Origin of the sequence: Bacillus sp. Pc3, from assembly GCF_000815145.1 — a bacterium.
Taxonomy (GTDB): domain Bacteria; phylum Bacillota; class Bacilli; order Bacillales; family Bacillaceae; genus Bacillus; species Bacillus velezensis.
The window spans coordinates 15,926-38,491 of sequence record NZ_CP010406.1; the positions used below are offsets into that span (position 1 = coordinate 15,926).

Genomic DNA, 22,566 nt, shown 5'->3' on the forward strand with positions numbered 1-22,566 from the left:
TCACACCTATCTATCTCATTTTGAGATGTATTTGATCTAAATTATATATTGTTTATATTGTTTTGAAAACTTACAATTAATTTAAAGTTGTCAGATTTTATGACCGATAATTAACGGAAACTGATCGGGGGAGAGGAATTATGACTTACAATCAAATGCCGAAAGCACAAGGTCTCTACCGTCCGGAATTTGAGCACGATGCATGCGGAATCGGCTTGTATGCCCATTTAAAAGGGAAACCTTCACATGACATTGTCAAAAAAGGACTGAAGATGCTTTGCCAGCTGGATCACAGAGGAGGACAGGGCAGTGATCCGAATACGGGTGACGGCGCCGGCCTGATGGTTCAGATCCCTGATGCTTTTTTTAAGAAAGAGTGCGGAGAAATGAGACTGCCGGAAAAAGGCCGTTACGGGGTAGGAATGGTCTTTTTTTCGCAAAATGAAGAGGAAAGAAAAAAGATCGAAAAACAGGTGAATGCATTCATTGAGCAGGAAGGACAGATCGTTCTCGGCTGGAGAACCGTTCCTGTAAATGTCGGAAAAATCGGAACAGTGGCACAAAGTACTTGCCCGTATGTGCGTCAAGTATTCATCGGCGCCGCAAACGATTTGAAAGACAGCCTTGCTTTTGAACGCAAACTGTATGTCATCCGGAAGCAGGCGGAAAATTGGGGCGTTCAAGAACAGCTTGATTTTTACTTCGCAAGCCTGTCAAGCCAGACTATTGTTTATAAAGGGTTGTTAACGCCTGAGCAGGTTGACGCTTTTTATTTGGATTTGCAGGATGAAACCTTCGTATCTGCATTTTCACTCGTGCATTCAAGGTTCAGCACAAATACCTTTCCTACTTGGGAACGTGCCCATCCGAACCGCTATCTGATTCATAACGGAGAAATCAATACGCTCCGGGGCAATATCAATTGGATGAGAGCAAGGGAGCAGCAGTTCGTTTCAGAAAGCTTCGGAGACGATCTTCACAAAGTGCTGCCGATTTTAAATGCTGAGGGCAGTGACTCATCCATTCTTGATAATGCGTTTGAATTTTTCGTGATGGCGGGGCGGAAACCGGCACATACGGCAATGATGCTGATTCCGGAACCATGGACGGAAAACACTCACATGTCTAAAGCGAAACGGGCTTTTTATGAATATCACAGCTCTTTAATGGAGCCGTGGGACGGGCCGACCGCCATTTCGTTTACGGACGGAAAACAGATCGGCGCCATCCTTGACCGTAACGGCCTGCGTCCGGCACGTTACTATGTGACAAAAGATGACCATATTATTTTCTCATCTGAGGTCGGCGTTATTGAAGTAGAGCAGGAGAACATTCTTCATAAAAAACGTCTGGAGCCCGGAAAAATGCTGCTCATTGACTTAGAAGAAGGCCGGATTATTTCAGATGAAGAAATGAAAACAGAAATTGCCAATGAATTCCCTTATCAAAAATGGCTTGAAGAAGAATTGGTTCAAGTGAATCCTGACCCGGAAATCCGGGAAGAGGAACAATTCGATGATCTTCTCGTCCGTCAAAAAGCGTTTGGCTATACGTATGAAGATATTCAGAAATATTTAATCCCTGTTATTAAAGAAGGCAAGGACCCGCTCGGCTCTATGGGAAATGATTCGCCGCTCGCCGTTTTATCCGACCGCGCCCAATCACTGTTTCATTACTTTAAACAGCTGTTTGCGCAAGTCACAAACCCGCCGATTGACGCGATCCGCGAGCAGCTTGTGACCTCCACGGTGACATGGCTCGGAGCTGAAGGCGATCTGCTGCATCCGAGTGAAAGAAATGCACGCCGCATAAAATTGTATACTCCTGTATTATCAAACGAACAGTTTTATGCGCTGAAAACACTTGTGCATCCTGACATTAAGAGCCAGAACATCCGCGCGCTGTTTTCAGATGACCTAGAAAAAGGCCTGAAGGATTTGTTTCAGCAGGCGGAAAAAGCGATCAAGGAAGGCGTATCTCTGTTAATTTTATCTGACAGGGCAATGAGTAAAGAGTTGACGCCGATTCCGCCGCTTTTGGCCGTCAGTGCGCTGCATCAGCATTTGATCCGCCAAGGTCTGCGAACAAAAGCAAGCATTATCGTTGAATCCGGAGAAGCGCGTGAAGTTCATCACTTTGCGGCTCTTATCGGATATGGTGCCGATGCTGTCAATCCGTATTTGACTTACGCTACGTATAAGCAGGAAATCGATGAAGGCCGGCTTGATATTCCGTATGAAGAAGCTGTCAGCAAATACGGAAAGAGCGTAACAGAAGGCGTCGTGAAAGTGATGTCAAAAATGGGGATTTCAACTGTGCAAAGTTACAGAGGCGCTCAAATTTTTGAAGCGGTCGGCATCGGTGAAGACGTTATCGCCAAATACTTTACCGGTACTGCATCTCAGCTTGGCGGAATCGATATCGAGACGATTGCGCAAGAAGCGAAACAGCGCCATCAAGCGGCGTACAAGGATGATTACAGCCAAACCCTTGATCCGGGAAGTGAATTCCAATGGCGGAACGGGGGAGAGCACCACGCTTTCAACCCGAAAACCATCCATACGCTGCAATGGGCCTGCCGCAAAAATGATTACAGCCTGTTTAAGCAGTATTCTCATGCAGCGGATGAAGAACGAATCGGATTTTTACGCAATCTGTTCGCCTTCAAAGAAGACCGCAAGCCTTTAAAATTAGAGGAAGTTGAATCAGCTGCGTCCATCGTGAAACGTTTTAAAACAGGAGCGATGTCATTCGGTTCATTAAGCAAGGAAGCCCATGAGGCTTTAGCGATAGCGATGAACAGGCTTGGCGGAAAAAGCAACAGCGGAGAAGGCGGCGAGGACCCGAAACGTTTCGTTCCGGATGAAAATGGCGACGACAGAAGAAGTGCGATTAAACAGATTGCTTCCGGCCGTTTCGGCGTAAAGAGCCATTATCTCGTCAATGCGGATGAATTGCAGATCAAAATGGCGCAAGGGGCGAAGCCGGGAGAAGGCGGTCAGCTTCCGGGCAACAAAGTATATCCTTGGGTGGCGGATGTCCGCGGTTCTACACCAGGTGTAGGGCTGATCTCACCGCCTCCTCACCATGATATTTATTCAATTGAAGATTTGGCGCAGCTGATTCATGATTTGAAAAATGCGAATCGAAGCGCGCGAATCAGCGTCAAGCTCGTGTCAAAAGCCGGTGTCGGCACAATTGCGGCCGGTGTGGCAAAAGGCACTGCGGATGTCATCGTCATCAGCGGCTACGACGGCGGAACGGGCGCGTCGCCGAAAACAAGTATTAAACATACGGGTCTTCCGTGGGAGCTTGGTCTTGCAGAAGCTCACCAAACGCTGATGCTGAACGGTTTACGGGATCGCGTGGTATTGGAAACGGACGGTAAGCTGATGACAGGCCGGGATGTCGTAATGGCCGCCTTGCTCGGTGCGGAGGAATTCGGCTTTGCTACAGCGCCGCTCGTCGTTCTCGGCTGCGTCATGATGCGAGCCTGCCATTTAGATACATGTCCTGTAGGTGTCGCGACGCAAAATCCGGAGCTTCGCAAAAAATTTATGGGCGATCCCGATCATATCGTAAACTACATGCTGTTTGTCGCAGAAGAAGTGCGTGAATATATGGCGCAGTTAGGCTTTAAGACGCTTGATGAAATGATCGGACGGACAGACGTTCTTCATGTCAGTGAACGTGCGAAAGCGCATTGGAAAGCGGGCCAGCTTGATTTATCCACACTGCTGTACCAGCCTGAAGGCGTACGCACTTTCCGTACGGCGCAAAACCATAAAATCGACGAGTCGCTTGATATGACGGTTATTCTTCCGGCGGTGCAGGCTGCAATTGAAGCCGGACAGGAAGCGGAAGCTGAAATCAAGATCAATAATACAAATCGCGTAGCCGGAACCGTGACGGGAAGTGAAATTTCTAAACGCTACGGAGCGGAAGGCCTGCCGGATGATACGATCAGACTTCATTTTACCGGATCAGCCGGACAGAGTTTCGGAGCATTTGTCCCTAAGGGGATGACGCTTCATTTGAACGGGGATTCAAATGACTACGTAGGCAAAGGGCTTTCAGGCGGAAAAATCATCGTGAAAGCGCCTGATGCCTTCAATTGTGAAACACACGATAACGTTATTATCGGGAACGTCGCATTTTACGGAGCAACAAGCGGGGAAGCGTACATTAACGGGCGCGCAGGTGAACGTTTTGCAGTCCGTAACAGCGGAGTCAATGTCGTTGTAGAAGGTATCGGAGACCACGGCTGTGAATACATGACAGGCGGCCGGGTTGTCGTCCTCGGCGAAGTCGGCAAAAACTTCGGGGCGGGAATGTCAGGCGGTATCGCATACGTCCTGAGTGATGATGCCAAAGCATTTAAACGCAAATGCAACATTGAAATGATTTCATTTGAAAAGCTGACGGATGAGGCGGAGATCAAAGAAGTGCAAGAAATGGTCAAACGGCATGCGGCGCTGACAAACAGCAAAAAAGCCGCAGATCTCCTGGACAATTGGGAAAAAGCCGCAGAAACCTTTATCAAAGTCATTCCGAAAAACTATAAACAAATGCTCCTCAGCATCGAAGAACAAAAAGCGGCGGGTTTATCAGAAGAAGACGCAATTATGTATGCTTTTGAAGCCAATACAAAGGTTCACCAAACGCCTGCCAAAGACCATAAACAAGCGGTAGTACAGTAAGAAAGGGGAGAGGAACATGGGGAAACCAACTGGATTCATGGAAGAAAAACGAGAAAAACCGGCTGAGCGGGACCCTCTCACTCGCTTAAAGGATTGGAAAGAGTATTCGGCTCCATTTTCAGATGAAGCGTCAAAGCGGCAGGGGGCGCGGTGTATGGATTGCGGCACACCGTTTTGCCAAATCGGCGCTGATATCAACGGTTTTACGTCCGGCTGCCCGATTTATAATCTGATACCGGAGTGGAATGACCTCGTCTATCGGGGGCGCTGGAAAGAAGCCTTGGAGCGCCTTCTGAAAACGAATAACTTTCCTGAATTCACAGGGCGGGTCTGTCCCGCTCCTTGTGAAGGATCTTGTACGCTGGCTATTTCAGATCCGGCTGTTTCAATTAAAAACATCGAGCGGACGATCATTGACAAAGGTTTTGAAAATGGATGGATTCAACCGAGAATTCCAGCGAAACGCACAGGTAAAAAAGTCGCTGTCGTCGGTTCAGGCCCGGCAGGTCTGGCAAGCGCTGATCAGCTGAACCAAGCCGGTCATTCCGTAACGGTCTATGAGCGTGCTGACAGAGCCGGCGGTCTGCTGATGTACGGCATTCCGAGCATGAAGCTTGAGAAAAGTGTCGTCGAACGCCGTATTAAACTTTTGACGCAGGAAGGTATAGATTTTGTAACAAATACCGAAATCGGCGTTGACATAACGGCAGATGAGCTGAAAGATCAATTTGATGCCGTCATTTTGTGCACAGGCGCCCAAAAGCAGCGCAATCTGCTGATTGAAGGCCGGGAAGCAAAAGGCGTCCATTATGCGATGGACTATTTAACACTGGCGACGAAAAGCTATTTAGATTCCAACTTCAAAGACAAACAATATATAGACGCTAAAGGGAAAGACGTCATCGTAATCGGCGGAGGAGACACAGGAGCTGACTGCGTGGCAACCGCGCTGCGCCAAAAAGCGCGCAGCGTGCACCAGTTCGGGAAACATCCTAAACTTCCTCAAACGCGCACGAACGACAATATGTGGCCTGAACAGCCGCACGTCTTTACCCTTGAATACGCCTATGAAGAAGCGCAGGCAAAGTTCGGCAAAGACCCGAGAGAATATTCAATTCAGACGACAAAAATGGTGGCCGATAAGCAGGGCCGCTTACAAGAGATTCACACCATTCAAATGGAAAAAGTCAAAAACGAATTCGGAAAGTATGAATTTCATGAACTGCCCGGAACAGAAAAAGTCTGGCCTGCTCAGCTGGTGTTCATCGCCATCGGTTTTGAAGGGACGGAACAGCCATTATTGAAACAGTTCGGTGTCGATTCGGCAAATCATAAAATTCAGGCGGCATATGGGGATTATAAAACGAATGTTGACGGTGTTTTCGCCGCAGGGGATGCGAGAAGGGGCCAAAGCCTGATTGTATGGGCGATTAATGAAGGCCGGGAAGCAGCGCGCGAAGTCGACAGTTATTTAATGGGGAGCACTGTTTTACCGTAAATAAAGGGGTTTATTTATAAAACCGGCTGGGATCAGCCGGTTTTTCGTATTGGAATGAAACCTCCTTCTTCCTTTATTGGTCATATAAGGGTAACGCGGAAGATAACATATGGAATTTTGTTTTACAGAGTGGAGAGATTGTTTTCTTCCGCAGACTGAGACGATTTGCAAGCCTTGAGCAGTTGATCACGGTGCTGCTGACGGGCTCTGTGTGTCTGCAGTCAATTTGCGGGCAGATTTTAATTGATGAAGAAAAACATATTGAATTTCAAGCGGAAACGCTTATAAACAAATAAGGAAACGGACGGGTCCGCTCCTCTTTTTTAGACATCCAAACGAAAGCCGATATTGCCGAACTGCCGTCCTTCCCGCATTCTGTTAAAAGCGGCAGCTGCTTCACTGAGAGGGTACATGCGGTCGATAATGGGGCGGATGCCGCAGCGGTTTACCAATTCCAGCATATCCGCGAATTCCTCATTGCTTCCCATTGATGTACCGAGAATATGAATCTGCGGAAAAAACAGCGAGCGAATAGGAAATCCGAGCTGATCGCCTGAACTGGCGCCAAATGTTACGATCCGGCCATTCGGTTTCATAATGTCAAGATAGTGTTGAAACAAGGCCGGGCCTACACCGTCAAGTATGATATCTGCTTTTTCGCCATTCAGCGCCTCATTCCAGTCACCGTAGCTGTCAATCGCCCGGTCTGCACCGTATGACAGTGCGGTTTGTTTTTTGTTTTCGCTGCGGGAGGTGACGCTGACTGTCGCTCCGATAGCTTTTGCCATTAATAAGGCGTATGTTGCCACGCCGCTTCCGATGCCCGGAAGGATAAGGTGTTCGCCTTTTTTTAATTGTCCTTTTGTAAATAAGGCGCGATAAGCGGTTAATGCTGATAACGGCAGCACGCCCGCTTCCTCCCATGTCAGGTGTTCGGGTTTTAAAACGGCATTTTCCGCAGGAACGATGACATAAGGTGAAAAGGTTCCGTCGCTCGGACCTCCTAAAATATCAGGGACGGCCGGTACGTCCTCAACGGTCTTCCAATTCAGCACCGGGTTGATGATGACTTCTGCATGCAGTAAATGAGACCGGACGCCGTGTCCTATTTCGGTTACGATTCCCGCGCCGTCTGAACCGAGAGTAAATTCATGGTTTCCGGTTTCGTGGTTTTTCATTAAAAACAAATCACGATGGTTTAATCCGGCTGTTTTCAGCTTTATTTTTACTTCGCCGTTTCCCGGCCTTTTGTCAGGTGCCTGCCTGAAATCAAAGCCATTTTCGTGTATGATAAGGGCATTCATCATTCTTCTCTCCTTTATGATTGATGAGAAAGATTTTACAGGCTGTATCAGCTGCAGTAAATAAATGAAAATTGATAGCCGGCTATCAATAAAAATCATAGCAAGAAGGTGCCCTTACATGGAAAGCGGAGACTTAAAGATTTTTCAGGCTGTCGCCCGCAAAGGAAGTATTTCAAAGGCGGCAGAAAGCCTGCATTATGTTCAATCAAATGTGACAAACCGGATTCAGCAGCTGGAACGGCAATTGCAAACACAGCTTTTTTACCGCACAAATCGGGGGATGACGCTGACGCCCGCAGGTGAAAACTTATTGAAAGACGCTGACAGAATCCTTCAATTGCTGCATGAGGCGCAAAAAACGGCGCAAGAGGCAGGCGATCCGAACGGCCCGCTTCGAATCGGTTCTCTTGAAACGGCGGCAGCCGTCCATCTCCCTCAATTTTTAACGGAGTATTGCAGCCGCTGCCCGAAAGTACAGCTGTCTCTGTCAACCGGTGATACACATACCTTAGTGCAGCACGTCTTACATTATGAGCTGGACGGCGCTTTTGTTTATGGTCCGGTCGAATACGAAGATCTTGAGCAAGTCGCTGTATTTCAAGAAGAATTGGTCTTGGTTTCAAATAAGCGGGAAGGCAGTTTGCAAGACTTGTTGCGAGATCCGGTTCTTTATTTTTCCGCGGGCTGTTCGCACCGCCGCAAAATAAAGAACATACTGAAAGAAGAGGCAGTGCCCGCACATAAAATCATTGAATTCGGTACGTTGGAAGCCATTATTGGGGCGGTGCAGGCGGGGATGGGGGTTTCTTTTCTGCCTGCATCAGCCGTCCGTTATTTTCAAAACAGGAAAAATCTTTTTCTTCATGAGCTTCCTGAACAGTTTCGGGATATGAATATATCATTTATCTACCGGAGTGATTTATTTTTGACATCGGCGTTTGAAGAACTGCTGAATAGATTAAAAGCATTACCGAACGGAAGATGAGAAAACAGGACAGCTGTGTACGCCAATTTTTTTCGTTCTGGTTTTTCTCAAAAGAAAGCGGGTATCCGGGCTGAGCTTGATCAGCGCGATGAAAAACTCGGCTATAAAATCAGAGAAGCACAAATGAAAAAAATCCCGTATATTGCTGTTGTGGGAGATCGAGAGTGCCGCCATCAATCTGTACATGTACGGCAATACGGGCGGGAAGACACATTTGAAGAGAATGTGAGTGATTTTATTTCCCGGATCATAAGAGAGGCAAAAGAAAAAATAGAGATTTAACAAAAACAACATTGACATATCGTAAAATCACGATATAATAAAGCGTATGAAACCTATTGATGTTTTTAAAGCGTTGTCTAATGAGTCACGGCTTGAGATTTTACAATGGCTGAAAGAGCCGGACCGTCACTTCGCCCCGCATGATGGCATTGATATGAATGAGATCGGAGTATGTGTCAGCCAGATCACCGATAAGCTTCAGATGACACAGTCAACGGCGTCTCAATATCTTTCCATCCTTCAGCGGGCGGGCCTTATCCAAACAAAACGGATTGGCAAATACACCTATTATAAAAGAGATGAAGACGCGATAAAGGCGATGGCCGATTATTTTCAGCGCGAAATGTAGGGCTGAATCCTTTAGAAGAGGGATTCAGTTTCTTTTTCCGAGTACACATCGACATATTGCGATTTGTTTCTTTTTGTTCAACTCTTTATATCGATATATCACAATATATCTTTATATAAATCATCAATGAAGGAGTGTGTCAGGTGCAAAATACCTGGAAGATTTACATTTTGGCAATTATCAGTTTTTTAGTGGGGACGTCTGAATATGTGATATCAGGGATGCTTGATAAAATTGCAGGTTCCTTGGGAGTTACTGTGGCAGCGGCAGGGCAGCTGATTACGATTTTTTCACTTGTTTATGCAATCGGAACGCCTGTCATGATGGCCCTTACAGCAAAACTGGACAGAAGGAAGCTCATGATTTATGCTCTGGGGCTGTTTGTTATCGGGAATATCATTTCTTTCCTTGTGCAGGGATTCGGCTTATTTGCGGGAGCGCGGGTGATCATGGCGCTTGGAGCAGGAACTGTGGTGGTCACCGCGCTTACGATCGCAGCAACAATCGCTCCCCCGGGAAAACAGGCAAGTTCTCTCGCAACCGTCATTATGGGGTTTACGGCGGCGCTCATCATCGGTGTTCCGATCGGAAGAACCGTGTCTGAAGCTTTTGGCTGGAAGGTGGTTTTCGCCGGAATTGCGGCAATCGGAATCATTGCCATGCTTATTATACGTTTCGCGTTGCCTGAGATAAAAGGAGATAAACCGGTGCCGCTCATTCAGCAATTTTCTCTTTTGAAGAAACGAAAGGTGGCTGTCGGGCTGGCCATTACGTTTTTTTGGCTCGGAGGCTATTCGGTTGCGTATACGTACCTTTCTCCGTATTTACTGAACGTCACTTATATCGGAAGCGGAATACTGAGTACATTGCTGCTTATTTTCGGTATTGCAAGTCTTGCCGGTTCTAAAGCAGGCGGTTTCAGCGCAGACAAATGGGGGGCGCGTATGACATTAACCAGCGGAATGGCGCTTCATGCTATCATGCTCATGTTATTGCCGTTTGTCACACATTCTGCTTTCGGAGCGGCGGCAGTGCTTATTTTTTGGTCCTTCGCCGCCTGGTCATCTGGGCCTGCTCAGCAGTATCATTTGGCAACGATGGAGCCTGAATCATCGGGTGTATTACTTGGCCTCAACCAGTCTGTCATGCAGCTGGCTATGGCAGCCGGAGCGGGCATCGGGGGCATTGTTGTCACCCATCTGTCTCTTGCGTCAGTGACATGGATCGGATCAGCGGGTGTTGTCATCGCGATGTGCGGCGTGCTTTCGCTTGCGTCATTAACGTCTGAAAAAACCTCATCTGAATACAGTGCAGAATAAACAAAAGCCTCGTTTCTCAGCTTGAGAAACGAGGCTTTGTCTTGTCATTTTTCACATTTTTTCAAGTTTACGCCGATTGCGGCTCCGTTTCGGCTTGAGTCGGCAACTCCGGTGAAGGTGCCGTTTTCACGGTCAATCAGGATGCTTTGCACATTCCCGATATCAACCGGGCTGCTGCCGAATTTATGCCCCATTTCGTTCAGTTTTGTGCGGGCTTCTTCCGGCACTCCTTTTTCATATCGATAGGATGTCATGCTGTTTGTGTAAATTCTCGGCTCTTCGACCGCCGCTTTCAGATCCATGCCGTACTCAACTTTGTTCAGAATCGTTTGCAGGACGGAAGAAATAATCGTTGCTCCGCCGGGGGAGCCGACAGTCAGGACAGGTTCGTTATTTTTGAATAAAATAGTCGGAGTCATGCTGCTGAGCGGACGTTTATTCGGCTGCACTTCATTTGCGCCGCCAGGCACCGCATCGAAGTCTGTTAACTCATTATTCAACACAACGCCGTATCCGGGAACCATAATGCCGGAACCGAACAGCTGTTCAATCGTTGTCGTATAAGATACGACATTGCCGAAGCGATCAGTTACCGTGAAGTGAGTCGTTTGGCCTTCTTGTTTGTCAGTCGGCTGCTCCACTTGTTTATAGTTTGCAGAACCTTCCTGATAGGCCCAAGGGTCGCCGGCTTTCGGTTTTTTATTGACTTTATCAATATCTATCAGCTGTCTGCGGGCATTGATATAATCTGGATTCAAGAGGCCTTTGAGAGGGACGTTGACGAATTCTGGGTCCCCGGCAAATGCGGCGCGGTCAGCATAAGCCAAATGCATCGTTTCTGCGAGAAGCTGATATTTTTGCCAAGAACGGATATCATATTGAGAAAGCTTAAAATCATCCAGGAGGTTCAACATTTGCAACAGGAAAACACCGCCCGAGCTTGGAGGAGGAGCAGTTGCGATATGATAGCCCTGGTAATCTCCCCAGATCGGTTCGTCAATCGTCACATTGAAGTTTTTAATATCTTTTTCTGTCATTGAGCCGCCGAATTCCTGCACTGTTTCCGCAAGCTTTTTGGAGAATGCTCCGTCATAGAATGCTTTTGTGCCTTTGTACTTAATAGCTGTAAATGTTTTGGCTAAGTCTTTTTGGATGAGTGTGTCTCCTTCTTTCAGAGGTTCTCCGTCCGGAAGAAACACGTCTTTTGCAGCAGTGTGTGATAATTTGTCTTTATAATCTGAGATGGCATCAGCTAAAACCGAATCGATCGGAAAGCCTTTTGAGGCAAGTTTAATGGAAGGGGTGATGAGTTGTTTCATGGAGCGTGTGCCCCATTTGTCGAGCGCTTTTTCTAGTCCTTTTAATGTTCCTGGAACACCGACTGCAGTCCCTTTCGTAACGCGTTCGGAGAAAGGGATGGCTTTGCCGTTTTCGTCAAGGAACATATCCGGTGTTGCGCCTGCCGGTGCGCGTTCCCGGCTGTCGATAATGGTGGTGTCTTTCGTCTTCGCATCATAAACCATCATAAATCCGCCGCCGCCGATTCCCGACATCATCGGTTCAGTTACGTTTAATGCGAATTGAATGGCAACCGCGGCGTCAATTGCATTGCCGCCTTTTTTCAGCACGTCGGCACCGATTTGTGAAGCGAGAGGGTGGGCGGTGGCAACCATGCCGTCTTTGCCGACATCTACCTGTTTGTAGTCGTCATAGGAAAACGGGTGTTTCTTAGCCTGAGCGTGATAAGGGATGCTTCCGGCCGCGAGCAACGTACTGAGCAGAACGATAAAACAGAGATTCATAAACTTTTTCTTTTTCATAGTCTGCCTCCTTTGTTTTCCGCTTACAATTATAGAGTAAGTAAAATGTGCTGTTTTCACAAGTGACAAACGGAATAGTCCGGTGCGCAAAAAGCCGGAGTTTCTGTGTGAATGTAATCAGTCGCAAATAGGCTAAATGGGAAACCGGACTGAAAAAGCTGTGAAACAAGCATAAAGACAAAAAATAAGCTACAATAAACAAAACAGAATTCACTCACATGACATATGAAAGGAACGTGAGCCATGTATTTAACGATCAAAGAGACAGCTGAGTTTACCAGTCTTCCTGAAGAATATGTGCACAATCTTGTTTTGACGAATAAAATAAGGGCCGTCCATGACGGGCAGCAATATTTAATCAACAAGGAACAATTTCAAACCCATCTCGAACAGCTGGAAAAATATAAGGAAATGATTCAAGAGTTTTTAAATGAGCCGCTTCCTGAAGACATTGATGTAAAAGATGAAGACTAGGACACAATTTCATATTGTGTCTTTTTTTTCCGTTTTTTTCGGTTGCTCACAAAAAAACGGATGCTCAGATTTCATTTTAAGGACGTTGTTTTCGTTTTTTAATGCCTTGGGTCTCTATTTGTTTAAAAGCTTGTCACCGGGCTGGAAATGATGTTTTTGAAGAATTTATTGAAACTGTGTATCTGATTCACCTTATGTAACACTATGTATATTATGTTACATAAGACCCTTTATCCTTTATCATTCAACGGGTTTCGTCTATAATAGTAACATAAATCTCAATATGTTACTTTACTATTATAAGGGGTTTTTTGATGCATATCGTACAGCCGATCCGAAGTTTGGAGAAGATCCAGGAAGTCAAACAGTATTTAATGAAGAAAAGTGATCGTGATTATTTTTTATTTATTTTCGGCATGAACAGCGCACTGCGGATTTCTGATGTTCTGCCGCTTCGCGTGAGGGATGTCAGGAACAAAGACCATGTGTGGGCAACCGAAAGCAAAACGAGAAAGAAAAGAAAAATTCTGATACTGGAGTCTTTAAAGGCCGACATATACGCTTATACAAAAGACATGAAAGAGGATGACTATTTGTTTAAATCGAAACGGACGAATAAGCCCATATCCCGGATTCAGGCATACAGAATATTAAAGGAAGCGGCTGCCGCTTGCGGGTTGGAAGAAATCGGAACGCACACGCTTAGAAAGACGTTCGGGTATCATTTTTATCAGAGGACAAAAGACATTGCTGAACTGCAGAGGATTTTGAATCATTCTTCTCCGTCTATTACAATGCGTTATATCGGAATAGATGAAGATACGACGAGAGCCGCCTATAAAGTGTTCGGAGGGCTGTAGGCTTGAAAAAAACGGCCGCCAGCGTTACTATAATAGAAGCAGGCTCTAGTAGCACAGCGGATAGTGCAGCAGTTTCCTAAACTGCAGGTCGGGAGTTCGAATCTCTCCTAGAGCGTTTCCAGCATAAGATAGGTGCAGATTAATAATGTCGGCAAAACAGAAAAACCCTTGTTACACAAGGGTTTTTCTCGTTTTTGTAAGTTTTTTATTTGTGTATGAACCCGCTGAAAAACGATATGATTTTATTTTTTTTTGCACAAATTTTGCACATTTCTAAACAGATTTTTTCACGTCTGGCATTTTTTCAAACAGATCAAGGGTGTTTCGTGTATCTTCTTCACGGAGTTCTTTAATTATATGTGAATAATAATTAAGCGTGGTATCTATCTTGGCATGACCTAAACGCTCTGAGACATAATAAATTGAAATCTTTTTATAGAGCAACACGCTGGCATGTGTATGTCTCAATCCATGTATCGAAATTGATTCTATTTTCAAGTCTGTTAATGTCTTTTTCAATATTTTGTTGACAAATTCGTTAGTGATGACTTTCTTAGAGCTGCGAGGACTATAAAATACAAGATTATGTATGTTATCAGGTATTTCAGATTCTGCAAACAGCTTTTTGAATAAACCCATTGTATTAGAATCCATTTTAATGGTCCTATTCGAAGACGCATTTTTTGTCGTAGCAAAACCCGTTCCTTTTTTATAATCCCAGGTTTTGTTGATTGTAATCTCATTTAATTTAAAGTTGAAATCCTCAGGTGTTAACCCTACAATTTCTGCAAATCGCATTCCTGAAGTTAGGGCCAGTATTAATAAATAATATCCGATAGACTGATCCTTGCGCACATATAATTCATTTAAAAGCTTTTGACTTTCAACATAATTCAAGTGTTTTTCTTCGGGGCGTTTTGATTCCACACTTCCAGTCAATTTTGCTTTCCTGGTAAAATCAAACTGAATAATTCCTTCTTCAATTGCCTCTAGCACACAAGCTCTAATGTGCGTATTTATTTTTCTAACAGTTTCTTTTGCGTGTTCAGCTCCAAACTTATTTAAAAACTCTTGATATTCTCGTTTAGTAATGTCATTGATATATCTGCCTGCAAAATTCTCTGAAATTTCTCCAAGTGTAATATAGTAACCTTCACGAGTGATAGCGCTAATATCAGCTCTATAAACATTTACCCAACTTTTAAAGTATTCATCAAAGAGGACTTTTGTAGTGCCCGGCGTTTTATATTTCCTCAATCTTTCTTCAACCTCTGTGGCAGCTACTTGAGCTTCCTTCTTAGTTTTAAAACCGCCTTTCCTGATGGGCTTGGGTTTAGCGCTAACGCAATACTGCCACGTTTTACCGCGTTTTAGGAAACTAGCCATTTCTTCACTCCTATAGGGGAACTTTAGTTCTCAATAATAAGATAGCACTATCTTAATTTATTTAAAAGATTGTCCCAAATAAGGCTTTTCGATTAGTTAACCATTGTAAAATAAGTTATAATAAGTATTGAGAGGAATAAATTATAACGTAAAAAATCAAAAAATTCTAAATCTTATCGCCATCGTTCGACAAAATTTTCTTTGTGATTATGTTAAATTTGAGGTGAAAAGGTGATCATATGGAAACAGTAGCAGCTAGAGATATAAGGATCCATCTAAAAGAATTAATAAAATCCTCTGATGAAAAGCAGAATGTTATAGCTGCTAAAATCGGGATTAGCGAAGGCTATTTAAGTAAGTTTCTTAGCGGAAAAGAAATTAATTTTTGGATGGTTCGAGAGATCATAAGGTATGTTGATCCAGAAAATGAAACTGCATTGATGGAACAGCACTGCTTAACTGGAGTGAAAAAGAAAAATTATGCTTCTGCTTTGGAATATTGCTACACTAAGCAATTATATTCTGTTATAGAGGCATTGATAAGCGCCCAGATTGAAAGGGATGGCAAATACGATCAATGGTCTAATATTTATAGATTTATTCTTAATTCAAGATTCTCTTTTGGGAATATTGAGTATACCGAAGGATTAAAGAAGTTTAGTCCTTCTTGTGACGAAATGAGAACGTTGTTGAGTATACTAGAAATGTATGGGTACTTTTATAATGGCAGGTATGAGATCACTCTATACCATATTCGATCCATTCGAAGTCTTATTAAAAATTTATCAGATCCATTTTTGAAAATCGCATTTACTGCTCGTATAGAAGAAGTCTTAGTGAATATATATTTAAAACAAAACAACGACGTTAATAAGGCGAGAGAGGCGGCCTTCTCTCTCCTTGAAAAAGACCTCAGTATCAATTTGAATATGACAGCTTTGTACATATTGGCATTGTCTTATATGAATGAATCATATTGCCATTCTTATAGGTACTATTTGAGGTGTTTGAACTTACTTGCAAATTTCCCTGATCGCAGTGAGGAAATGGTCCAGAATAAAGAGGAAATAGCCATATTACAATATTATTGGAACAAAGAAATTTCAAAGGAGTTTCAAGTGACTGAATTCGCAAAGGCTTTAGGAAGATCCGACCCATTAAACTCTTTCTATTCGGATTCCTTTTATAAAAAATATGCTCTTCTTTTTGATGGGAAAAGAGAAGAAAACGCTGAAAAATTATTGCTATCCCTTTATTATTTTTCTCAACAGCAAGATCAATTTAGAGCAACTCTTCCTAAAATTGACTTGATAAAATTAGGATTTAATTTTAATATTTAGAAGTGGGAGGTGTTGCAGATGAGAAAAATGTCATTGACCTTAGTTTTAGCGTTCGGTATACTGACTACTGCTTTTGTGGGTGTTTCGTTAAACCATTCTGAAGCAGGCGGAAGTTTTCAAACGACTGAGATAAGAGTAGGCATGTAGTATATCTGACTCCCGAAAAGTACATAAAAAAACAAAAAGACGCTGCCATGACTGGCAACGTCTTTCGTACTTTTCGGGGATATTTCCTGTTTTCCGGAAAAACGAAAATAGGAAATTCCTGAAAAAGTATTTATTTTAAAATTGTTATTAAATATAATAGGAACAAACGTTCTGTTTTGGGAGGGGAAACACATCATGCATATTACATTCGAGAACATCATCGGGAATCTAAAAAAGGAAATTGAAAAGGAGAAAAATGTGGACACAAAAAAACTTAAAGTTGGTTAATTTAAATCTTTCAAATGTCGTTCTTTTAATTCCCTTAATTCCTTTAAATAATTTATAACCATTTGCAATTCTTCTTCTGTTATCTTACTTCCGTTATCGTGGACAATGTTTAGCTTCTTGAGATCATCTATTGTTATACTCTTCTGTGAAAGAAGCTGCTTCTCTGGTTCTGAATACTTTTCTAGGCTCTCTTCATCAAAAAACAAGTATGATTTGTGGACGCCTAAATAGTCAGCGATTTTTTCTATTACTTGTATTGATGGCTGTTGTAAATTTCTTTCTATTCTTGAAAGGTAGCTGTGTGTAATTCCCACAGCTTCGGCAACTTCATCTAATGTTTTTTTCTTTTCCTTACGAATACGCCGAATCGCTTCTCCCATTTTCATATTTCCCATAATAACACCTGCTCTTTTGAAAAATTAACCTTATTCCTCATAGGTAATTATACCATATCGTGTACCTCACGAGAAAATTCTTTTAAAAAGCACTTGTGTAAAAAAAATCGCTATGTTAAGATCGAATTGTTCCTTTCAGGTACAAAAAGGATGTGTTAAAACAAATGTTCGATCTGAAAGAGTTTGGACGTCTGCTCCAAAAAATCCGAAAAAAGCGGAAAATGTCTCAAATCGAATTCGCTCAATTCTTAGGGTACACAGCTTCATACATCTCAAGAGTTGAGAGAGGGAAAGCGAATCTTTCTATGCAGGCGATTGAAAAGGTCACGAAGAAACTTAATATTAAGATCCGATTTTTTTTTGAACAATAATGGTACTGACAGGAACAAAATAAAAGTGAGTAAAATTTTTAAAAGACATGAGAGGAGAAACTTATGGAACAACTTCTTGATGTTAGCCTGTCAATTCCGATCCCTGCTGACAAAATTCTCATCAGCAAGGTGGAACTCCAGGAACTAAGAGAACAATCGTTATCCGGGGTCTATTGGAACATGAAAGACCTTGAGAAAAAGACAGCACGTAAAAGCGAGTGGATCAAAGAAAACATTTTATACCCAAGTCGGTTCCGCAAAGTTTTAGATTCGGTAAACGGGGGTTTTGTATTTTACCCGCAAGCCAAAGGGCAAAACTGGAGCTTTCAAGCTTCTAAAATGGCTGCCTTTTTAGATAAGCACTTTGCTGAGATTTTCAACAAATAGCCGAAAGGAGAATACATGTGTTTTTAGAAAGCCACGTCTGGCTGCATAATCAAATTCACGTAATTATAAGCGAGTCTGTTAATACTCACGAAAGGGCAATTGCCGAACTAGAAGCTCAAGGCGGCACCTGCCTGTCTGATCAATGTCAGCAAAACACCCTCGGCTCTGTAATTGTCAACGGCAAGCGGTCTGTATGGTCTTTGACCAAGTCAGAAAGGGGGGAGTTGAATGGGCGAAATTAAATTCGTAAAGCTCAGCACCCATATGTTTGATGACGAAAAAATTAAGCTTATTGAACAGATGCCCGAAGCTGACACTTTGTTAATTATTTGGGTGAAATTACTCGCTCAAGCTGGTAAAACCAACGCCTCCGGTTACATCTTTCTTAGTGAAAATGTTCCGTATACTGACGAAATGCTTGCAGCTATTTTCTCGCGGCCGTTGGGGGTTGTAAGAATGGCCTTGGATACATTTAGACGGTTCGGAATGATCGAGATTAACGATCAGAACTATATCAGTATTTGCAATTGGGAAAAGCATCAGAACGTCGATGCGATGGATAAAATCAGGGAAGATACACGCAAAAGAGTTGCTAAATATCGGGAAAAACAAAAGGCTTTACAGCTTTCTCAACCTAGTAACGTTACAGGTAACGTTACAGTAACGCAAGGTAACGAACAAGAAGAAGAAAGAAGAAAGAAGAAAGAAGAAGAAGAAGAAGAATTAAAAGATATATTGTCGGGTAAACCCGACGACGCATCTTCTTCCGAAAACGAAAAGGACGAGATTCCATACAAGCTGATCATTGATCTGCTGAACAAAGTAGCGGGTACACGATACCGATATACCACAGAAAAAACAAAAAAGGACATCAAAGCACGCTGGAACGAAGGTTTTCGTTTTGAAGATTTTAAACATGTCATTCTTGTAAAAACAGAGGAATGGCTCAATGATCCTACTATGAATAAGTTTCTACGCCCTCAAACATTGTTCGGGACAAAATTTGAATCATACCTAAACCAAAAAGGAGGGGGTTCAATTGCTCAGAGCGGAAAGCCCGAGAAAGACCAATACTCAGGCCTTTTCTAAAGTGCTCCCCGACAGGCTCAAGCATTTGTTTCCTGACAAGATCGGAGAAAGAGAATGCGAATCATGCGGCAATACGGTTCCTATCTACATGCAAAACGGGGCTAGGCATAGCCGGTGTTTATCATGCGATAACTTAGCGCTTGAAAAAGAAATGATTCAATTTCAAGAAGAAACAGCAGCGGACGCTTTTTTCTGGAATAACAGTCTTGTCCCACCAGATACACAGAAAGCCAGATTCGGAAATTTTAATTTGAAGGGTTTATCCGATTCGCAACAGGACGCTTTTCGCAAGCTGAAATGGTATGCGGAGAACTTTGGAAACTGGGGTGATTTTGATTCTTTATTATTGCAAGGGAATTATGGAATCGGAAAGAGCCACCTGTCTCACAGTGTCGCACAGCATGTGAAGAGCCTACGAAAAAATGTCATCTTCGCCAATACAAAAATGCTGCTTAGAAAAATTCGAAACTCTTATGGCGATTCAAAAGAGACAGAAGCACATATTTTGAAAAACATTGAATCATGCGAGTTACTGGTGCTGGATGACCTTGGAGCTGAATACGTCAGGAAGGATAAAGACGGGGAGGAATCATGGGCTGCTGACTTGATTCTGACAATTATTGAGTCTCGAGAGGACAAGCCCAATATCATAACGACCAACTACAACGTTGAAAGCCTCCAAAGCAAATACGGTACACATGGCGGCCGGATCATATCTCGAATGATGCAAGGGACGAGGGTTGTCAAGTTTACCGGAGAGGACAGACGCATTAAAGGAGGTGGGAATAGTGCTTGGAACCAAGGCTGATATGATCATGCCCGGCGTTTGGGAATTCAAGGCGGAACGAAAGCTTACCGACGCTGAACGCAAACAAGAGCTTGATAATCTTATTGCTCTTCTTGATCAAAAAATAGCAGACTATCAGAACTTTAGGGGGAATGCAGTGTGAAACACGGGAAGCGCCCGACGCGCGCACAGAAAAATGTTATTAAGGCAAACGGCTTAAATCCAAACAACTGGCTTGTAACGAAGAATCTGCAGCATGAACACCGCCTCATACTTGTTCACCGCTATATGAATTACAAAAAGGAGTGTTTAGCATGAGTCAGGCGGTCAATGCCGAACGGTTCGAACTGGCTTTGGAGGATATGAATTATGAATGGTCAATGGTCCAGCTGAAAAAGGTAGTTCAATACTGGCATGATGGGAAATCAATTCTTGATATGTCGGAATTATTAAACAGGGATTCGGATGAAATCATTTTGCTGGTCATGGACTTTGCAAGAAAAAACATCCTGCCCGCCCGTAAGAACGGTTTACGCGCTAACAAAAGAATTAGAATATCCGAGAAAACCATGAAAGATAAAATGTTCCGACTACGCTATTTGTTTGAAGAAAGCCCGGTGTATATCCCTTTTCAGGACCTAAACTTCATGTTTTATGACAGTGAAATCAGGCGTTTCCGGGAGCTGTGGGCGGCAGATGAGTCTTACCTCAACATAGCAAAAGAGCTGAAACGGAATGAAGATGAAACGTTATTCCTTATCATCGACCAAGCAAAAAGAGACCTCATTGAGCCTCGGGAATCCGGCTTGCTCGGAAAGGAAGCGTCAGAAGATGAACGCAACAAGCAAAAGCTTCCGTTTTGAAAAAGCAACGGTCCAGCAACTTATGGTCATCGTGCGTTATGAAGACTGTACCCCGGAGGTGCGGAACGCGGCTTTACAAATGCTGATTATGAAGGGAGTGGCAGACGTTGGGACAGGCAGAACGAAAGCATTTAATGGAATGGCTTTTGCTTATCGGTTCTTATGGCAGAGATTTTTTAAACCGCCAGACAGATGAAGAGCTTGAGCGCTTATATAATCTTCAAATCAAAGGCATGAATAAAGAATAGGAGGACAGCACCATGACAGAAAACAAAAACTTGCGTCGGCACGGAGAAGTTACAACACGGGTGATGAGCGAAGAGGAACGCGTTGAGTATATAAAAAAACACCCAATCATTCCGACGGAAAAACCAAAGGTTGGCATACAGCTATTCCCGTCAAACTATTGGATGTAAGGACGGCCGCTAAAGCAACCGCCACCGTATGGTAAATAAAACCTAGACACTTTTATTATACCATACGGAGGCTTTGAACATGCAGCCAAAACATATATCACTCAATCAAAATACAAGTGTTTCTCAATTTATTGAGCCGGGGAAGGTGTCTGTCATCGTGTTAGACGGCAACCAAAACGCCGCATATGTCGTTGAGGCACCGGAACACGGTAAAACAATCATTCAAACAGTAAAAGGCGGTCTGGCTCGTTGTGATTACGAGATCGGCCATAAATTCAATTAGCAGGGGTTTTCCCCTGCGGGGGAGGAACGGAAAATGTATCAAAACGAAATCGCCCGCAAGTGTGAACGCTGCGGAAAAATATATTATTCAGCTCATTGGGTTGTATGCAAAACATGTCTTTTAGACCGGGAGGCCCGGGCATGAAAGAATTCAAAATCAACTTATCAAAAGGTGAAGTTTTATATACCGGCTCTTACATTTGCACCATTTCGAAAACGGCGGCCAGTACACCGGAGCAAATATCTTTAGAAGCAGCAGCCGAAAAGCTCGCGGAAGAGTTAATCATGCAACAGGCTATGAATCGGGAGCATCAGCGCCAGCAGGATGTCACGGTCATTCAGTTTCGGCAGGCTCAGGAAGAGATTCAGCGGCTTACAAAAGAGAACGAAGAACTAAAATTAAAGGTCGAGGGACAGGAAGAAGAAATAAGAGATTTAGAATTTGAAAACAGCAATTTAGAGGACGAGATAGAGGAATTGGAAGATAAAGTTGAAGCATTGGAGGGGGCTGCGGAATGAAGACAAAAAAAGTAACGATTCCCGCCCGCGATACCAATGGTTTCCTGACCGGATTCAAAACAATCAATGCACTTTGGGAATGCCCTACTTGTGGCGGGGAAATGGGAAATCCTCAGCTCACGCAGCACGCTGAAGACGGATTCTTTGGACAGGTTCATATTTGGAAAAATCCCTGCGGACATGTAGCTCATTATAAAAATCTTCAGATTGTAGGTGACGCGGAATGAGCGAATTATCCCAAGAACAAACTTGTCCGTATTGCGATTGCACAGAAGAAGCATCCTTTTCTAACTGGGATTCAGACAGCGACGGGATCGTAACATGCACGAGTTGCTACAAAGAATATTATTCAATGCCCCAATATCGCTTTGAGGGTTGGCAGGTTGAAAAAATATGCGAAGAATGCGGTCATGAAGAAAGTGAATGCCATTGCGAGGGGGAAGAAAAATGATGCCACTACAAGTAGAACTGCAACGGAACGTGAAGGCCACGAAGGACGAAGCAATGACCGTCGAGCAAGCGGCCGAGCTTTTAAAGGTTCACCCGGACTACATCCCGACGCTTGTCGCTCGGTCTGACGATCTGAAAATGATTGGCGATCATACCATTATCGCTAAACGGGATAAAACAAATATCTGGCTGGTCGGGGCTTGCGTGGGGCTCATCTTCTTCACTATCTCCGTGCTGCCGGGATTGATGGGGTGA

Annotated in this window: 25 protein-coding genes, 1 tRNA gene and 1 pseudogene; 23 read left to right on the forward strand and 4 right to left on the reverse strand. The window is 43.7% G+C overall.

The genetic code is table 11. The annotated features are described in order from the left end of the window. The first annotated feature begins 140 nt into the window (after positions 1-140). Positions 141-4,700 (forward strand): glutamate synthase large subunit, encoded by a 4,560-nt coding sequence (gltB, locus tag SB24_RS00090; protein ID WP_039251226.1) that lies wholly within the window; start codon positions 141-143, stop codon positions 4,698-4,700. A 16-nt stretch (positions 4,701-4,716) separates the two neighbouring features. Next, complete coding sequence (gltD, locus tag SB24_RS00095; RefSeq protein WP_039251228.1) at positions 4,717-6,198, forward strand: glutamate synthase small subunit; 1,482 nt, start codon at positions 4,717-4,719, stop codon at positions 6,196-6,198. Positions 6,199-6,521: 323 nt separating this feature from the next. Here gltD and SB24_RS00100 read toward each other — a convergent pair whose 3' ends face one another. Then, entirely contained in the window at positions 6,522-7,502 is a 981-nt protein-coding gene (locus tag SB24_RS00100) for a zinc-binding dehydrogenase (protein WP_039251230.1), read from the reverse strand. A 118-nt stretch (positions 7,503-7,620) separates the two neighbouring features. On the opposite strand from SB24_RS00100, the gene SB24_RS00105 reads away from it, so the two are divergent. The 4 genes and pseudogenes from SB24_RS00105 (at position 7,621) to SB24_RS00120 (ending at position 10,437) form a co-directional block, all read left to right on the forward strand. After that, complete coding sequence (locus SB24_RS00105; protein ID WP_039251232.1) at positions 7,621-8,487, forward strand: LysR family transcriptional regulator; 867 nt, start codon at positions 7,621-7,623, stop codon at positions 8,485-8,487. 51 nt (positions 8,488-8,538) lie between these two features. Next, positions 8,539-8,769 (forward strand): annotated as a pseudogene (locus tag SB24_RS19300) (His/Gly/Thr/Pro-type tRNA ligase C-terminal domain-containing protein); the annotation flags it as partial. A 46-nt stretch (positions 8,770-8,815) separates the two neighbouring features. Then, positions 8,816-9,118, forward strand: a complete 303-nt coding sequence (locus SB24_RS00115) for an ArsR/SmtB family transcription factor (RefSeq protein ID WP_003153841.1) — start codon at positions 8,816-8,818, stop codon at positions 9,116-9,118. Between the two features lie 143 nt (positions 9,119-9,261). After that, the gene (locus SB24_RS00120) at positions 9,262-10,437 is read left to right on the forward strand and encodes an MFS transporter (protein ID WP_039251236.1); all 1,176 of its coding nucleotides are present in this window, start codon (positions 9,262-9,264) and stop codon (positions 10,435-10,437) included. 44 nt (positions 10,438-10,481) lie between these two features. Here SB24_RS00120 and ggt read toward each other — a convergent pair whose 3' ends face one another. Further along, positions 10,482-12,257, reverse strand: coding sequence for a gamma-glutamyltransferase (ggt, locus tag SB24_RS00125; RefSeq protein ID WP_007407357.1), 1,776 nt, complete (start codon positions 12,255-12,257; stop codon positions 10,482-10,484). 243 nt (positions 12,258-12,500) lie between these two features. Between ggt and SB24_RS00130 the strand changes: the two genes are divergently transcribed. From SB24_RS00130 to SB24_RS00140, 3 genes are all read left to right on the forward strand, one after another. After that, complete coding sequence (locus SB24_RS00130) at positions 12,501-12,731, forward strand: excisionase family DNA-binding protein (RefSeq protein ID WP_003153848.1); 231 nt, start codon at positions 12,501-12,503, stop codon at positions 12,729-12,731. 314 nt (positions 12,732-13,045) lie between these two features. Further along, positions 13,046-13,591, forward strand: a complete 546-nt coding sequence (locus tag SB24_RS00135; protein WP_003153850.1) for a site-specific integrase — start codon at positions 13,046-13,048, stop codon at positions 13,589-13,591. A gap of 42 nt (positions 13,592-13,633) precedes the next feature. Next, positions 13,634-13,706 (forward strand) — tRNA-Arg (locus tag SB24_RS00140). A 158-nt stretch (positions 13,707-13,864) separates the two neighbouring features. Here SB24_RS00140 and SB24_RS00145 read toward each other — a convergent pair. Continuing rightward, complete coding sequence (locus SB24_RS00145) at positions 13,865-14,977, reverse strand: site-specific integrase (protein ID WP_039251237.1); 1,113 nt, start codon at positions 14,975-14,977, stop codon at positions 13,865-13,867. A 239-nt stretch (positions 14,978-15,216) separates the two neighbouring features. On the opposite strand from SB24_RS00145, the gene SB24_RS00150 reads away from it, so the two are divergent. Continuing rightward, positions 15,217-16,317: an AimR family lysis-lysogeny pheromone receptor gene (locus SB24_RS00150; RefSeq protein WP_032858781.1), complete on the forward strand. Its 1,101-nt coding sequence runs from the start codon at positions 15,217-15,219 to the stop codon at positions 16,315-16,317. A gap of 431 nt (positions 16,318-16,748) precedes the next feature. Here the strand turns inward: SB24_RS00150 and SB24_RS00155 are convergent, their stop codons facing one another. Beyond that, positions 16,749-17,147 carry a helix-turn-helix domain-containing protein gene (locus SB24_RS00155; protein WP_014305167.1) on the reverse strand — a complete coding sequence of 133 codons (399 nt, stop codon included), beginning with the start codon at positions 17,145-17,147 and terminating at the stop codon, positions 16,749-16,751. A gap of 221 nt (positions 17,148-17,368) precedes the next feature. Here SB24_RS00155 and SB24_RS00160 point away from each other — a divergent pair, with 221 nt between their 5' ends. The 13 genes from SB24_RS00160 to SB24_RS00210 all read left to right on the forward strand — a co-directional run bounded on the left by SB24_RS00160 (position 17,369) and on the right by SB24_RS00210 (position 22,566). Further along, positions 17,369-17,518, forward strand: coding sequence for a helix-turn-helix domain-containing protein (locus tag SB24_RS00160; protein ID WP_228842159.1), 150 nt, complete (start codon positions 17,369-17,371; stop codon positions 17,516-17,518). A gap of 63 nt (positions 17,519-17,581) precedes the next feature. After that, on the forward strand, positions 17,582-17,905 hold the full coding sequence (locus tag SB24_RS00165; protein WP_017417255.1) for a DUF771 domain-containing protein: 324 nt from the start codon (positions 17,582-17,584) through the stop codon (positions 17,903-17,905). 228 nt (positions 17,906-18,133) lie between these two features. Then, the gene (locus SB24_RS00175) at positions 18,134-18,994 is read left to right on the forward strand and encodes a phage replisome organizer N-terminal domain-containing protein (RefSeq protein WP_039251241.1); all 861 of its coding nucleotides are present in this window, start codon (positions 18,134-18,136) and stop codon (positions 18,992-18,994) included. Beyond that, on the forward strand, positions 18,945-19,802 hold the full coding sequence (locus SB24_RS00180; RefSeq protein WP_039251244.1) for an ATP-binding protein: 858 nt from the start codon (positions 18,945-18,947) through the stop codon (positions 19,800-19,802). Before SB24_RS00175 ends, SB24_RS00180 begins: the two co-directional genes overlap by 50 nt. Further along, positions 19,783-19,944, forward strand: coding sequence for a hypothetical protein (locus SB24_RS19865; protein ID WP_154018700.1), 162 nt, complete (start codon positions 19,783-19,785; stop codon positions 19,942-19,944). The genes SB24_RS00180 and SB24_RS19865 overlap by 20 nt, the downstream gene beginning before the upstream one ends. Next, entirely contained in the window at positions 19,941-20,099 is a 159-nt protein-coding gene (locus tag SB24_RS20105; protein WP_165869033.1) for a DUF6906 family protein, read from the forward strand. The genes SB24_RS19865 and SB24_RS20105 overlap by 4 nt, the downstream gene beginning before the upstream one ends. Then, positions 20,096-20,644, forward strand: coding sequence for a hypothetical protein (locus tag SB24_RS00185; RefSeq protein WP_039251246.1), 549 nt, complete (start codon positions 20,096-20,098; stop codon positions 20,642-20,644). Before SB24_RS20105 ends, SB24_RS00185 begins: the two co-directional genes overlap by 4 nt. Positions 20,645-20,751: 107 nt before the next feature. Next, positions 20,752-20,892, forward strand: coding sequence for a BH0509 family protein (locus SB24_RS19870; protein WP_015387918.1), 141 nt, complete (start codon positions 20,752-20,754; stop codon positions 20,890-20,892). 12 nt (positions 20,893-20,904) lie between these two features. Beyond that, positions 20,905-21,060 (forward strand): hypothetical protein, encoded by a 156-nt coding sequence (locus SB24_RS20110; RefSeq protein ID WP_015387919.1) that lies wholly within the window; start codon positions 20,905-20,907, stop codon positions 21,058-21,060. A 79-nt stretch (positions 21,061-21,139) separates the two neighbouring features. Next, positions 21,140-21,343 carry an XtrA/YqaO family protein gene (locus SB24_RS00190; RefSeq protein WP_024085436.1) on the forward strand — a complete coding sequence of 68 codons (204 nt, stop codon included), beginning with the start codon at positions 21,140-21,142 and terminating at the stop codon, positions 21,341-21,343. Positions 21,344-21,483: 140 nt separating this feature from the next. Further along, on the forward strand, positions 21,484-21,861 hold the full coding sequence (locus SB24_RS00195) for a hypothetical protein (RefSeq protein ID WP_039251249.1): 378 nt from the start codon (positions 21,484-21,486) through the stop codon (positions 21,859-21,861). Continuing rightward, the gene (locus SB24_RS00200) at positions 21,858-22,088 is read left to right on the forward strand and encodes a hypothetical protein (RefSeq protein ID WP_039251250.1); all 231 of its coding nucleotides are present in this window, start codon (positions 21,858-21,860) and stop codon (positions 22,086-22,088) included. The genes SB24_RS00195 and SB24_RS00200 overlap by 4 nt, the downstream gene beginning before the upstream one ends. Positions 22,089-22,308: 220 nt before the next feature. Further along, the gene (locus SB24_RS00210; RefSeq protein ID WP_039251254.1) at positions 22,309-22,566 is read left to right on the forward strand and encodes a hypothetical protein; all 258 of its coding nucleotides are present in this window, start codon (positions 22,309-22,311) and stop codon (positions 22,564-22,566) included.

What these genes read in the sequence shown, in the direction of transcription:
- gltB (WP_039251226.1), top strand. Translation starts at nt 141, where the DNA reads ATGACTTACAATCAAATGCCGAAAGCACAAGGTCTCTACCGTCCGGAA.
- gltD (WP_039251228.1), top strand. Translation starts at nt 4,717, where the DNA reads ATGGGGAAACCAACTGGATTCATGGAAGAAAAACGAGAAAAACCGGCT.
- SB24_RS00100 (WP_039251230.1), bottom strand. Translation starts at nt 7,502, where the DNA reads ATGAATGCCCTTATCATACACGAAAATGGCTTTGATTTCAGGCAGGCA.
- SB24_RS00105 (WP_039251232.1), top strand. Translation starts at nt 7,621, where the DNA reads ATGGAAAGCGGAGACTTAAAGATTTTTCAGGCTGTCGCCCGCAAAGGA.
- SB24_RS00115 (WP_003153841.1), top strand. Translation starts at nt 8,816, where the DNA reads ATGAAACCTATTGATGTTTTTAAAGCGTTGTCTAATGAGTCACGGCTT.
- ggt (WP_007407357.1), bottom strand. Translation starts at nt 12,257, where the DNA reads ATGAAAAAGAAAAAGTTTATGAATCTCTGTTTTATCGTTCTGCTCAGT.
- SB24_RS00130 (WP_003153848.1), top strand. Translation starts at nt 12,501, where the DNA reads ATGTATTTAACGATCAAAGAGACAGCTGAGTTTACCAGTCTTCCTGAA.
- SB24_RS00135 (WP_003153850.1), top strand. Translation starts at nt 13,046, where the DNA reads ATGCATATCGTACAGCCGATCCGAAGTTTGGAGAAGATCCAGGAAGTC.
- SB24_RS00145 (WP_039251237.1), bottom strand. Translation starts at nt 14,977, where the DNA reads ATGGCTAGTTTCCTAAAACGCGGTAAAACGTGGCAGTATTGCGTTAGC.
- SB24_RS00150 (WP_032858781.1), top strand. Translation starts at nt 15,217, where the DNA reads ATGGAAACAGTAGCAGCTAGAGATATAAGGATCCATCTAAAAGAATTA.
- SB24_RS00155 (WP_014305167.1), bottom strand. Translation starts at nt 17,147, where the DNA reads ATGGGAAATATGAAAATGGGAGAAGCGATTCGGCGTATTCGTAAGGAA.
- SB24_RS00160 (WP_228842159.1), top strand. Translation starts at nt 17,369, where the DNA reads ATGTCTCAAATCGAATTCGCTCAATTCTTAGGGTACACAGCTTCATAC.
- SB24_RS00165 (WP_017417255.1), top strand. Translation starts at nt 17,582, where the DNA reads ATGGAACAACTTCTTGATGTTAGCCTGTCAATTCCGATCCCTGCTGAC.
- SB24_RS00175 (WP_039251241.1), top strand. Translation starts at nt 18,134, where the DNA reads ATGGGCGAAATTAAATTCGTAAAGCTCAGCACCCATATGTTTGATGAC.
- SB24_RS00185 (WP_039251246.1), top strand. Translation starts at nt 20,096, where the DNA reads ATGAGTCAGGCGGTCAATGCCGAACGGTTCGAACTGGCTTTGGAGGAT.
- SB24_RS20110 (WP_015387919.1), top strand. Translation starts at nt 20,905, where the DNA reads ATGACAGAAAACAAAAACTTGCGTCGGCACGGAGAAGTTACAACACGG.
- SB24_RS00190 (WP_024085436.1), top strand. Translation starts at nt 21,140, where the DNA reads ATGCAGCCAAAACATATATCACTCAATCAAAATACAAGTGTTTCTCAA.
- SB24_RS00195 (WP_039251249.1), top strand. Translation starts at nt 21,484, where the DNA reads ATGAAAGAATTCAAAATCAACTTATCAAAAGGTGAAGTTTTATATACC.
- SB24_RS00200 (WP_039251250.1), top strand. Translation starts at nt 21,858, where the DNA reads ATGAAGACAAAAAAAGTAACGATTCCCGCCCGCGATACCAATGGTTTC.
- SB24_RS00210 (WP_039251254.1), top strand. Translation starts at nt 22,309, where the DNA reads ATGATGCCACTACAAGTAGAACTGCAACGGAACGTGAAGGCCACGAAG.